At 66.2% G+C, this 11,378-nt stretch carries 12 protein-coding genes; 2 read left to right on the top strand and 10 right to left on the bottom strand.

Translation table 11 applies throughout. The features are described from left to right. The first annotated feature begins 227 nt into the window (after window positions 1-227). Window positions 228-683 carry a DUF6153 family protein gene (locus BGO47_RS09070; protein ID WP_292710951.1) on the top strand — a complete coding sequence of 152 codons (456 nt, stop codon included), beginning with the start codon at window positions 228-230 and terminating at the stop codon, window positions 681-683. 96 nt (window positions 684-779) lie between these two features. Then, entirely contained in the window at window positions 780-1,379 is a 600-nt protein-coding gene (locus BGO47_RS09065) for a DUF305 domain-containing protein (RefSeq protein ID WP_366246882.1), read from the top strand. A 51-nt stretch (window positions 1,380-1,430) separates the two neighbouring features. Here the strand turns inward: BGO47_RS09065 and BGO47_RS09060 are convergent, their stop codons facing one another. The 10 genes from BGO47_RS09060 to BGO47_RS09015 form a co-directional block, all read right to left on the bottom strand. After that, a complete protein-coding gene (locus BGO47_RS09060; protein WP_292710948.1) occupies window positions 1,431-1,802 on the bottom strand; it encodes an HtaA domain-containing protein in 372 nt (123 codons plus the stop codon). Continuing rightward, complete coding sequence (locus BGO47_RS09055) at window positions 1,802-3,319, bottom strand: aldehyde dehydrogenase family protein (protein ID WP_292710944.1); 1,518 nt, start codon at window positions 3,317-3,319, stop codon at window positions 1,802-1,804. Before BGO47_RS09055 ends, BGO47_RS09060 begins: the two co-directional genes overlap by 1 nt. Before the next feature lie 16 nt (window positions 3,320-3,335). Further along, on the bottom strand, window positions 3,336-3,992 hold the full coding sequence (locus BGO47_RS09050; RefSeq protein ID WP_292710941.1) for an HD domain-containing protein: 657 nt from the start codon (window positions 3,990-3,992) through the stop codon (window positions 3,336-3,338). Then, on the bottom strand, window positions 3,989-5,281 hold the full coding sequence (locus tag BGO47_RS09045) for an FAD-dependent oxidoreductase (protein ID WP_292710938.1): 1,293 nt from the start codon (window positions 5,279-5,281) through the stop codon (window positions 3,989-3,991). Before BGO47_RS09045 ends, BGO47_RS09050 begins: the two co-directional genes overlap by 4 nt. A 1-nt stretch (window position 5,282) precedes the next feature. Beyond that, complete coding sequence (locus BGO47_RS09040; RefSeq protein WP_292710936.1) at window positions 5,283-5,606, bottom strand: 2Fe-2S iron-sulfur cluster-binding protein; 324 nt, start codon at window positions 5,604-5,606, stop codon at window positions 5,283-5,285. A 13-nt stretch (window positions 5,607-5,619) separates the two neighbouring features. Continuing rightward, window positions 5,620-6,372: an SDR family oxidoreductase gene (locus BGO47_RS09035; RefSeq protein WP_292710934.1), complete on the bottom strand. Its 753-nt coding sequence runs from the start codon at window positions 6,370-6,372 to the stop codon at window positions 5,620-5,622. After that, on the bottom strand, window positions 6,369-7,079 hold the full coding sequence (locus BGO47_RS09030; RefSeq protein WP_292710931.1) for an HD domain-containing protein: 711 nt from the start codon (window positions 7,077-7,079) through the stop codon (window positions 6,369-6,371). The genes BGO47_RS09035 and BGO47_RS09030 overlap by 4 nt, the downstream gene beginning before the upstream one ends. A 19-nt stretch (window positions 7,080-7,098) precedes the next feature. Continuing rightward, complete coding sequence (locus tag BGO47_RS09025; protein ID WP_292710930.1) at window positions 7,099-8,928, bottom strand: PEP-utilizing enzyme; 1,830 nt, start codon at window positions 8,926-8,928, stop codon at window positions 7,099-7,101. A gap of 92 nt (window positions 8,929-9,020) precedes the next feature. Further along, window positions 9,021-10,118 (bottom strand): PEP/pyruvate-binding domain-containing protein, encoded by a 1,098-nt coding sequence (locus BGO47_RS09020; protein ID WP_292710927.1) that lies wholly within the window; start codon window positions 10,116-10,118, stop codon window positions 9,021-9,023. A 5-nt stretch (window positions 10,119-10,123) separates the two neighbouring features. Next, window positions 10,124-11,359 (bottom strand): cytochrome P450, encoded by a 1,236-nt coding sequence (locus BGO47_RS09015; protein ID WP_292710925.1) that lies wholly within the window; start codon window positions 11,357-11,359, stop codon window positions 10,124-10,126. Between the last annotated feature and the right edge of the window lie 19 nt (window positions 11,360-11,378).

Below are 11,378 nucleotides of genomic sequence, written 5' to 3'. Positions count from 1 at the left end.
CTTCCGACCGGCCCTTGTCCCTTGCACCAAGAGTGTCCTGCAATCACATGCCGGTAGCTGCCACAGCAAAACAACTACCGTGCAAGCACTCTATAACGGTGAGGTAACGGAGGGGAAGACCTCACCGTTATCTTTTTGTGATTCGTCTCGGGCTCCACTGATCTGTGCGTGGATGGCGCACAGCGCACCCACTTTTCGGGAGTCGTACCATGAGGGCGGGAGGTCGCATGTCGCTGATCGCGCTGGCACGTCGTGTGCGAGGCGGGAACTCGGTAGCGGGCACGCTGCTTCTGGTCGTCGGCGTCATCGTGGCTGTCATCATCGGACTTCTCGCCATGCACGCGTTGAACGCGCCGACAGCCAGCGGACACCTCCTCACCTCGACAGTGAGTACTCCTCATGCGCACAGTCACCATGACGCACTGACGGCCGTACCCGGCGAGCACACGGCGCAGGCTGTCACTGACGAATCGTGCGAGGACTGCGCCGCGGGTGGCCACTCCGGGATGCTCGCCATGGCGTGTGTACTCGCCCTGCTCGTGACGGCGCTGCTGTTGAGGTGGTCTGGTCCCCGTCTGCGGTGGCTGTCGGTTCTCCCGAGGCCGACGAGAGCCGCCAGGGGCGTTCTGACGCTCCCGCCACGCCCCCCGTCGCTCATCTCTCTCTGCATCAGTCGTACGTGAGAAGCGAGAGCCGGAGAATCCTGCGCCCGGCTCTTCCCCGCACACCCGCCGGGCCCCGGCCGGTGCTTTTCACGAACCACTCCATGGAGACCCCTGATGACAAACATGAAGAATCGTCCTGCAACAAGTGCGGCTATCGCGCTGACCCTCGCTCTGGCCGTCACGGGCTGCGCTTCAGTGACCGGCTCGGGCCCGGGCGCCAGCTCTGCCCCTTCCTCCGCGTCAGCTTCGGCGTTCAATGCCACGGACGTGATGTTCGTGCAGATGATGATCCCGCATCATGCGCAGGCCATCGAGATGTCGGACACCCTCCTCGCCAAGGATGGGGTCGATGCCGACGTGCGCGAGCTGGCCGAGAACATCAAGGCCGCACAACAGCCCGAAATCGACACGATGGAGGGCTGGCTGACGGCGTGGGGTGCGGAGATGCCCGGCGCCGGCGGGATGGCAGGCATGGGCCACGACAACGGAATGATGAGCGACGACGACATGTCGACACTGGCGGCGGCCTCCGGCCCTGACGCATCGCGCCTGTTCCTCGAGCAGATGATCGTTCACCATGAGGGGGCCATCGAGATGGCCCAGGACGAACTCGACAGCGGATCCAGCCCCGACGTGAGGGAGCTCGCGGAGGCGATCATCATCGCTCAGACTGCCGAGATCGCGACCATGCGGACCCTCCTTGCAGAGTTCTGACGGCCTGAGCTGAGAGCGGAGAGCCCTCGCTCTGGAAGGACCCCCTCCGCGTCACTCCACGCGGAGGGGGTCCAAGGCGGTGCCGGGGGCGTAGAAGTTGCCGAGCAGGATGGCGCCGTCCAGCGTCAGACTCACCTCACCGGCTTCGACTGACGCAAACTGCACGCGCGCGCCGCGGCGGCCGCCGATTGTGACAATCGAGCCGCCGTCTTCGAGGTGCGGGGCTGCCAGGCGCCAGTCCATCATTCCGCCGTGAGCGAGGAAGCGGACGGAGCCGGTGAAGGCGCCCTCGACGCCGTCGTCCGCAGGAAAGATCACCTCGTCGCCGTCGAGCCGCGCCCCGTCAGCGACCTCGATCGAGCCCTCGGCAGATCGCACGTACTCGTGCAGGCTCTTCTTGATGCCCCACCGCAGCGCGGTCATCAGCGCACCCGCCGATGCACGGACTGGTAGCTGAGGTAGGCGTGCAGGCCCTCGATCCCGTACTCCACTCCGAGGCCGGAGTCGTGGCGCCCGCTGAAGGGGGCGGCGTGGTTGGAGGCAAAGAAGTTCACCCCGATCGAACCGGTGTCGATGCGGCGCGCGACCTCGAACGCGCGGTCCTCGTCGGCACCGAAAACGATCCCGCCGAGCCCGAAAGGTGTGGCGTTGGCGATCGCCACGGCGTCATCGATGTTCCGCGCGGGGATGATCGAGAGCACGGGCCCGAAGATCTCTTCTCGGGCGATGCGCATCTCGGGGGCGACGTCGGCGAACACGGTGGGGGTGACGAAGAACCCCTCGTCGATCACCGGTGCCACGTCACCTCCGGTGACCGGTCGGGCGCCCTCGGCGATGCCGCTGCGGATGTAGCCGCGCACGATGTCGCGTTGGGCTCGCGTCGCGGACGGACCGAACACCGTGGCTGGATCCAGCGGGTCGCCCTGGATCGCCTCGCCGATCGTCGTGGCCACCGCTTCGACGACCTCGTCGTAGTGCTCTGGGGTGACGATCAGGCGCGTGGAGATGTAGCAGGTCTGGCCCGTGTTGCGCATGCACGAGCGGATCAGGACCTTCCGCAGGTGGTCGAGGTCGGCATCCGGCAGAACCAGCGCCGCGGACTTCCCGCCGAGCTCAAGGGTCACGGGGCGCAGGAGTTCGCCGCAGGCAGCCGCGATACGTCGGCCCACCGGGGTGGACCCGGTGAACGCGACCTTGTCGACATCCGGATGCCGCACCAGCTGATCCCCGACCTGGCCGTCTCCGGTGACGAGGTTGATGACCCCGTCGGGGATGCCCGCCTCGACCGCGGCGTCGAGCACGAAGCGGATCGACAGAGGAGTGGGGGAGGCGGGCTTGATCACGACGGTGCAGCCCGCGATCAGTGCCGGCGCGAGCTTGATGACCACAAGGTTGATGGGGAAGTTCCACGGAGCGATCAGCGCACAGACCCCCACCGGGTCACGGCGCACCGTTGTAGCCTGCGTGGGGTCGAGCGGGGCGATGCGGATGTCGTCCTGCTCCAGGACCGTGGACAGCCCCGCGAAATAGCGGATGATGCCCGCAGCGTTGGCCGCAGCACCCGCCGTTTCGGACACGGGCGAGCCGTTTTCGAGAGTGCTCGTCACCGACAGCGGCTGGGTTCGCTGTTCCAGAGCGTCGGCCCAGCGCCGCATCCGCTCGGCGCGCTCGTGGGGAGGGGTGGCCGCCCAGGCCGGGAAGGCCGCACGGGCTGCGGCGACGGCGCCGTCGACATCCTGCGCCGACGCCTTCGGCACCGATGCCCAGGTCTCCCCGGTCGCCGGGTCCACTACCTCGTCGACGCCGTCGCTGACCGCGGCGCGGCGATAGTGGCCGCCGATGAACAGGTCGTCCACGTGCTGATAGGGGAGGGCCTCGGCGGCGGCGCGGTGGCCCGCCAGCAGCGTCGTGGCCGAAGTGGCTCCGAGGGTTTCGCGCATCGTCAGTGCTCTTCTCTCACAGCAGATCGATCTTCAGCAGCTCGATCGTGCGGCCCATCTCGGCTTCGGCCATCCGGCGCCCTGAGGCGGTGATGAGCTCGTCGAGGACAACGGCCTCAAGGTTCTCGATGATCTCGCGCGGCGTCATCCCGAACCACTCCGCAGAGAACGCCGTCCCGGTCGGGGTGAAGCGCCACAGGCGGTCGGCGTCGCGCACGATCGCATCCTCGAGCGAGTGGTGGTCAAGGCGCGTGTCATGTCCATCGATGATGTCGGTGACCTGGGTGATGAAAACGGTGTCGAACCCGAGCCCGGGCAGCAGCTCACGGGCGATGTTGCAGCCCTCGATCTCGTGCTGGATGCGCGCATCGGACTGCCGCCAGTTGGCCGCACGGAAGCCCTCGGTGATCATCTTTTGGGCATCCACCCGGGCCCAGCCCGTGTCGTGCAGCAGGATCGCGACACGGGTGACCAGCTCGTCGGCGTCGGGGTAGTCATCGAGCAGCAGCTCGGCGAAATAGAACGACAACGGGATATGGATGTCGTTGCGCCGGGCACGCATATAGGGCTCGGCAGCGCGCCACAGGTCGTCCAGATTCGTGTACTGACGCCTCGGCGTCTGACCGTTGCCGACGGTCTGCACGGAATCGAAGGTGTTCACGAAGCGGCTCATGGTGCCTCCGCGGTGGCCAGCAGCGGCTCGGTGATCGACTGCTTGAGGGGGATGTCGGTGTCGGCTGCGGCCTCGGGGGTGATCGTGTGTCCCTTGCTGAGAGCGTTTCGGATGGCAAGGAACTCTGCGGGCTGGTTGACGCAGTCGGCCGCGATGAGTGCTCCTTCGCGGTAGTAGAGCACGGCAAAGCGCTCATCGTCCGGGCGGCCACGCACGACGACCTGGTCGTACCCCGTACTCAGACCCGCGATCTGGAGTTTCAGGTCTGCCTGGTCCGACCAGAACCAGGGGACGGAGCGGTACGTGGGACGCTCGCCCAGGAGGCTCGCTGCGGCGATCTTGGCCTGCTCGAGCGCATTGTTGACGCTTTCGATGCGCGTGGGGCCCGGGATGCCGAGGGCATAGGGGTTCGGCATCACCGTGCAGTCACCCGCGGCAACGGTACGACCGTCCGAGGCCAGCGCATGCTCGTCTACGACGATGCCGCCGTCCACCGCAAGACCCAACTGCACGGCGAGCTCGGTGCGTGCGATGACGCCGATCCCGATGACGACGAGGTCTGCCGGCACCGCGGTACCGTCCGCCAGTTCGACGGCGACGACGTGCGAACGGCGGCCCGCGGCATCCGCGACACCTCCGATGATGCGCTTCAGGGAGGCCCCCAGCACGACCTTGGCACCGCGTCGCTGGTGAGCGGCGAGATAGAACGCGCTGGTCTCTTCAGACACGACACGGCCGACGAGGCGGGGCGCCGCCTCCAGCACCGTGACCTCTTTGTCCATGCTTCGGGCAACGGCTGCGATCTCCAAGCCGATGAAGCCGCCGCCGATGACCACCACCCGACGATTCGCGGGATCGTGAAGGGCTGCTTCGAGGCTGAGCGCGTCGTCGGCGTCGCGGAGGTAGTGCACGCCGTGGAAGTCGGTGCCGGGGATCGTCAGACGCCGAACGGAGGAGCCGGTGGCGAGCGCGAGTCGGTCGAAATGAAGCCGCCGCCCGCCCTGAGTGGATGCCTCGCCCGAGCCGTCCTCGTTTCGGTGGATGGTTACGACCCTGTCGGCGCTGATGAGCTCGATGCCCTGACCGTCGAACCACTCGCGGGTGCGCAAGATCACGTCGCCCGGAACGAGTTCGCTCTTGAGCCACTTCTTCGACAGTGGCGGGCGCTGGTAGGGGCGGTGCGGTTCTTCGCCGACAAGGATGATCGGGTCGGTGTCGCCGAGCTCGCGCATCGTCGCGGCGATCTGGACGCCGGCCTGGGAAGCTCCGACGATCAGTGTGGTGCCCATGTCAGATCTGCGCTTTCGGGGTGCGGACGCGGTACTCGACACCTTCTTGCAGCTTGATCTGGCAGGACAGGCGTGAGGTTGCTTCACGGTCCACGGCGGTGCCATCGAGCATGTCGTCTTCGAGGGGGCCCGAGGGTCCACCGACCAGCGCGAACGTCTCGGGCTCGACGAACACGTGACAGGTCGCGCACGAGAGGCTGCCACCGCACTCGCCGACGATCCCCTTGACGCCGTTGCGCACGGCGGTCTCCATGACCGAGTCGCCGGGGCGCCCTTGGATCGTCGTCTCGGTGCCGTCATCGGCGATGTAGACCACAGTGCTCACGGGGTGCTCCTTGTCAGATGAATTGCTTGCCGCCGTCGACGACGATCGTCTGGCCGGTGATGTAGGCAGCGTCAGGGGAGGTGAGGAAGAGGGCGGCGCCGACGATGTCTTCGGGCACGCTCGCGCGCTTGATGGCGCGGGCCGCGACACCGTAGGTCTCGGCATCCTCGATCTGGGCGAGGGATGCCTCGGTCAAGGTGAAGCCGGGAGCGATGACGTTCGCGGTGATGCCCAGCCCCCCGACCTCGCGGGCCAGGGTGCGGGTCATCCCGATCACCGCGCCTTTGGAGGCGACGTAGTGCATCCACTGCGGGGAGCCGCTGAACACCGTCGCCGAAGCGATGTTGACGATGGAGCCACCCTCGCTCATACGGGAGACGGCGGATGCCGAAGACAGCCACGTGCCCTTGACGTTGACGGCCATGACCCTGTCCCACTCGTCCGGGTCGATCTCGGCGAACGGAGCGCGATGGATCGTCGCGTAGATCGCGGCGTTGTTGATCAGGGCGTGGATCGCGCCGAACCGCTCGAGCGCGGCATCCATCAGGGCATCGGTGGAGGCGCGGTCGGTGACATCGGTGCGCACGGCCACCGCGCCGACGCCGAGTTCCTGCACGAGAGCAGCTGTCTGTGCAGCGCCTGCCTCGTTGACATCCGCGATGACCACATTCGCCCCACGCCCGGCAAAGCCGAGGGCAAAAGCCCTCCCGAGCCCCGTGGCGGCGCCGGTGACCACGACAGTGCGGCCAGTGTGTGTGTTGCTCATTCGTCGAACTCCCGGGGCGTGGTCTGGGTCCATTGCGGGCTCTCGGTCATGCACTCCCACGACAAGAACGCGCGGGACATGGCCTTGGCTTCGGGGTTGAAGAGGTCATCGACGGCCCGGGAGGCGTTGAGAATGGCCGACTCCTCACGGGTCAGTCCGAATCGGGGGACGGCGACGTCGATGCCGTGCGGGGAGACCCGCCACACCTTGTCGGCATCCTTCACGACCGAGTCGTTGAGGCTGATCGCGGTGAGCCGGGTGTCGTGTCCGTCGATGATCGCGACGACCTCGTCGATCACTTCCGGAGAGTGCCCGAGCGGCTCCAGCACTTCCCGGGCGATCCGGGCGCCTTCCTTCTCGTGCTGGATGACGATGTGGTGCAGGCTGCCGTCGCGGTCGGGGGCTATCGCGTTGAAAGCGACGACCTCGTCGACTGTGGACCATCCGGTGTCGTGCAGGATGATCGCTGGCAGTACGACGTCGGGGTCGGCGTCCGGGATCATCTCGCACAGTGCGCGGGCGATGCCATACGACACCAGGGTGTGGGCGTCATTGTCGCGGGTGCGCAGAAAAGGCAGGGCGGCGTTCCACACCGCGTCATCCCGCTCCCGCATCTGGATCATGCCCTTGGTGGCCTCGAGCGCAGGAATGTGCGCCGAGACGTCCCGTCCGAGCAGATTGACGGGGGAGCGGGATGTACGCGTCATGGTGTGTGCCTCCAGACCCTCAGTCGAGGATCGTGACCTTGCCCTGGTTGCCGTCCACGCGCAGGCGCATGCCGGTCGTGATGGTGGTGGATGCCTTGCCGGTACCGGTGACGGCGGGCACGCCGTATTCGCGGCAGACGATCGCCGCGTGGCTCATCATGCCGCCGATATCGGTCACGGTGGCGGCGATCTTGCCGAACACCGGTCCCCAACTGGGGGCGGTCACGGGAGCCACGAGGATCTCGCCCTGCTGCAGCTCGCCGAGCTGCGAGGCGTTGGTGATCACGCGCGCGGGACCTTCCACGACGCCGCCCGAGGCTGCCATACCGCTGAGGACTCCCTCTTCGGCGTCATCCGAGCCCAGCCACTGCTGCACCTGCTCGGTCGTGATGCCCCACAGCATGACCGTGAACGGCTCACTGATCTGGGCAGGAGGAGTGTTGAACGCCGGCTGCGGGCGCTCCTGCTCGAGAGCGGTGATGATCGCGCGGCGACGCTCGATCTCCTTCGGCCAGTAGGTGGGTCCGATCGGCTCGGTGCCGACGGCCCAGGCGCTGGCGTAGTCGAAGAGCACGGGACGCACCTCGTCGCGGCTGAGGTAAAGGATGTCGTTGGGCTGCGGCCAAAACCCCTGCTCGTGCAGCATGTTCGACAGTTGGCGGACCTTGCGCCAGAAGACCCCCATCGTCCAGTGCTCGATGTAGAAGTTGTGGTCTTCCACGTAGGGATAGACGGTGCGGGCAAGACCCAGCTTGCCCTCGAACGTGGCGCGGGCCTCGTCATCGAGCACCGAGGCGTACTCTTCGGCGATGCGGTCGCGCTCGGCGATCAGCTCGTCCTTCGGGCGCCCCAGCGTCTCGCCCGCAGCCACGCGCACGACGTAGTCGCGGATGTAGCCCATCGGGATGTCCAGGTCATCCCGCCAGTACTTGTCATCGCCGTAGAAGCCGTTGCCCGAGGTGTAGTTGAACCACGGGTCTTGCGCTGCCTCCCAGGCCTGGATCCACTCCTGGCCGCGGGGCGCCTCCCGAAGAGCCGTGAGGGTTGCCTCGGCGTTGCCGTCACCGCGGGTGAAGGCATCCTGCAGGCCGAGTTCCACCGCCAGCGTCGAGAGCTTCTTCAGCTCGTCGTCGGGACGGAACAGCACGGAGTCGACGCCGGCGACCATCTTCGCGATCGCCAGGTCGGGGATGCCGGGGAAGGCCTCCTTGCAGAACTGGAACAGGTCGAGGTAGGCCACGTAGCCGAGGTTCAGGAACTCCATGTGGTGCTCCCAGTTGCGGTACGCCAGGGCGAGGAGCTTGTCGTAGGCCTCGAACAGATCCACGGACGGGTCGTAGCCGACGCCCTCGGTGATCGTCTCCATCGGCACCATCTCGGGTAGTGGCGTGAACTCGATGGCCTCGATCGCCTTGATGTTGTCGGTGACCTTGGTGTGCCAGTTCTCCAGCAGCGACTCCCAGTTCTGGAAGTAGTAACCGGCGCGCTCGAGGAAATGCGGCACACGGGCGGCGATCTGCTCGGGCGGGACCGGTACGGGGCTGAAGTAGTTGTAGCCGTTGTGGATGCGGTAGTCGATGCCGTTGGCAGGCGGAACCAGGTAGTGCCGGGTGTTGTAGGCGCCGAGGTTTCGGCTGGCGAACTCGACCATGGTCACCTCGAACGGCTTGAACACGTTCGGCCAGTGCTGGCTGTCGCAGAACCAGAAGCGGCCCTCCTCCTGTTCGCGCAGCTCCTCGCGGAAGACGAGGTTGTAGGGGTACAGCGACTCCCACCCCTCGGAGCCGGCGGGGGCCTTCAGCTCATAGGGAGAGGGGAAGGACTTGGTTTGCATCTCGGTGTCGGACATTGCATCTCCTTCGATACGTCCGTGACGCGCTCGGCTGAGCTGCGTCGTTTCGGGTAGTGGGTGTGGTGGGTGATGGTGCGACGGGGCGGGAGTCAGCGGATGCCGAGGCTCGAGAGCATCGATGTCGCGATCGCTGAGATGCCCGACCCCTTGGAGGTGATGGTGATGGTGTTGGTATTCGACTTGGGCGACCAGATTGTCTCGGGACGCGCCTGCAGGAGCAGAACGTTGTCTCCGTCAGGAAGGTCGGCATCGATCGCCCACTCGATGTCCTGCGGACGTCCGTAGTGCTTCTCGGCTGCCTTCGCAAGCCTCGCAACCGCCATCAGTTCGTCATCGCTGAGGCTCGGTGCCTCGACCCGCTCGGCAGCGACAGCGCGTCGAACGATTCCGCCTCGGCCATTGGGCACCAGCTCCTCACCTTTGAAGCTGATCGCGCGTGTCACGACGGTCATCATGACCTTGTCGAGCAGGAAGTTGTCGGGTGTCACCTCGCCCGAGACGACCATCTCGCCGAGGCCCCAGCTCGACTCCACGACGATCTTGGTGCGGTCGCCGGTCTGGGGGTCGAGCGTCATGGCGACCCCGGATGAGCGGGAGTTCACCATCTTCTGCACCGCCACGGCCATCGACAGCCCCTCATCGGGAATGGCGTTGCTGAGGCGATAGGTGATGGCACGTGCCGTGTAGAGGCTTGCCCAACACTCGCGTACTTTGTGCAGGGCGTTGTTCTCGCCGACGATCCAGAGGTACGTGTCTTGCTGCCCGGCGAAGCTCGCGTCGGGCAGGTCTTCCGCCGTGGCGCTGGAGCGCACCGCGACGGCGACCTCGCCGCCGCACCGTGCCATCAGGGCGCGATACGCGCCGACGACTTCGTCGCGGACATCATCGGGGATCTCCTGGGTGAGGATGAGCTCCCTGACGTGGTCGGCGCGCCGCTCGACATCCGCAACATCGGCGACATCGTGGACGTCGAGACCGGCGAGGATCTCGCGGATGCGGGTGCGAAGACCTGTCTCGTCCATGACCTTGTCGAAAGCATCAGTCGTGACAGCGAATCCGGGTGGGACAGGCATGCCGGCGGAGGTCATGATTGCCAGGCTGTTGCACTTACCGCCGAGGCGCTCGATCGTCGGAGTCTCGACCGAGTCGAACGCGAAGGTGTACGTCTGGGATGTGTAGGCGCTCATGGCGGTCAGCTCCAAAGGACGGGGACGGAGTCGGGGACGCGGAAGGACAAGTTGTCTCCGAAGGTGATCTGTGCGTCCGGAACAAGACGCAGGTTCGGAAGCCGCCGCGCGATCTCTTCGACGGCGATCTTCGTTTGCAGCTTTCCGAGCATGTTGCCGATGCAGTAGTGGATGCCGTACCCGAACGAAAGATGGGCGCGGGCGTTGCTGCGGGTGATGTCGAAAGTGTCAGGGTCGGGGAAGACGGCGGGGTCGCGGTTCGCGGCGCCCATCAGCAGCAGAACCTTGGACCCGGCGGGGATCGCAACTCCCGCGATCTCGCCATCCCTCTCTGCATGGCGGCGCCAGGCCACGATGCTGCCGCTGACGCGCAGGACTTCGTCGATGGCGCCCGGGATGAGCTCGGGATCCTCGGCCACATGGGCGAACTCGTCGTTGGCGAGAAGTTCGCGCACCGTGTTGGAGATCAGTGTGGTCGTGGTCTCGTGTCCAGCAAAGAGCAGGCTGTAGAGGAAGGAGGCGATCTCGTGATCGGTGATCTCGTCGCCTTCGGCCTGGAAGCGCACGAGGTCGGAGACGAGATTGTCGCCCGGGGTGGTCTTGGCGTCGGCGACCAGCTGACGGCAGAAGCGCCAATACGCGACGAGGTTCTCGGCGTGCGGGACCTGCTCGTCGTCGGTCAGGTCGCTCCAGGTGATCGCCGTGCGTGAGCTCGCCCACGCCTTGACGGTCTCGATCATGTCGACGGGGACGCCGATGAGGGTGAAGATCGTGATGGTGGGCAGGTCCCACGCGATGTCGGTGAGGATGTCTCCCGGCTCGCCCTTGGCGATCATCCGGTCGATGAGCGCGTTGACGTTCTCGCGGATGAAGGGCTCGAGCACCTTGTAGCGCCGCGGCGTGAAGGCCTTGGTCGCGATCGCGCGGATGCGGGTGTGATCCGGGGGGATCCGCGCTGACAGCCCGGAGTAGGCGGTGAAGTCGCCCTCGGCAAGAACCTTCTTCGCTGCCTCGCCGAGAGGGCGCACGGGCTGCTGTGCGTTTGCTGACGAGAACGTCTCCCAGTTGTCGAAGACGCCCTTGACGTCGTCGTAGCGGGACACGACCCAGTAGCCGATCCGGTCATCGTAGAAGACGGGGGCCTGCTCGCGGAGGGCTTTCCACGAGGCGAAGGGGTCGGTGAGCTTGAACGGTTCGAACCCGTGGTAGTCCGGCGCTGCGACCGGTGCAGTGATGCTCATGCTGTTCCTCCTCGAACGA

Source organism: Microbacterium sp. 67-17 (assembly GCF_001898325.1).
GTDB lineage: Bacteria > Actinomycetota > Actinomycetes > Actinomycetales > Microbacteriaceae > Microbacterium > Microbacterium schleiferi.
The sequence above is the reverse complement of the archived record's forward strand: the minus strand, read 5'-3'. Positions and strand labels throughout refer to the sequence as shown.

Excerpts from the sequence above, each read along its gene's own strand:
- BGO47_RS09070 (WP_292710951.1), top strand. The coding sequence starts at position 228 with ATGTCGCTGATCGCGCTGGCACGTCGTGTGCGAGGCGGGAACTCGGTA.
- BGO47_RS09065 (WP_366246882.1), top strand. The coding sequence starts at position 780 with ATGACAAACATGAAGAATCGTCCTGCAACAAGTGCGGCTATCGCGCTG.
- BGO47_RS09060 (WP_292710948.1), bottom strand. The coding sequence starts at position 1,802 with ATGACCGCGCTGCGGTGGGGCATCAAGAAGAGCCTGCACGAGTACGTG.
- BGO47_RS09055 (WP_292710944.1), bottom strand. The coding sequence starts at position 3,319 with ATGCGCGAAACCCTCGGAGCCACTTCGGCCACGACGCTGCTGGCGGGC.
- BGO47_RS09050 (WP_292710941.1), bottom strand. The coding sequence starts at position 3,992 with ATGAGCCGCTTCGTGAACACCTTCGATTCCGTGCAGACCGTCGGCAAC.
- BGO47_RS09045 (WP_292710938.1), bottom strand. The coding sequence starts at position 5,281 with ATGGGCACCACACTGATCGTCGGAGCTTCCCAGGCCGGCGTCCAGATC.
- BGO47_RS09035 (WP_292710934.1), bottom strand. The coding sequence starts at position 6,372 with ATGAGCAACACACACACTGGCCGCACTGTCGTGGTCACCGGCGCCGCC.
- BGO47_RS09030 (WP_292710931.1), bottom strand. The coding sequence starts at position 7,079 with ATGACGCGTACATCCCGCTCCCCCGTCAATCTGCTCGGACGGGACGTC.
- BGO47_RS09025 (WP_292710930.1), bottom strand. The coding sequence starts at position 8,928 with ATGTCCGACACCGAGATGCAAACCAAGTCCTTCCCCTCTCCCTATGAG.
- BGO47_RS09020 (WP_292710927.1), bottom strand. The coding sequence starts at position 10,118 with ATGAGCGCCTACACATCCCAGACGTACACCTTCGCGTTCGACTCGGTC.
- BGO47_RS09015 (WP_292710925.1), bottom strand. The coding sequence starts at position 11,359 with ATGAGCATCACTGCACCGGTCGCAGCGCCGGACTACCACGGGTTCGAA.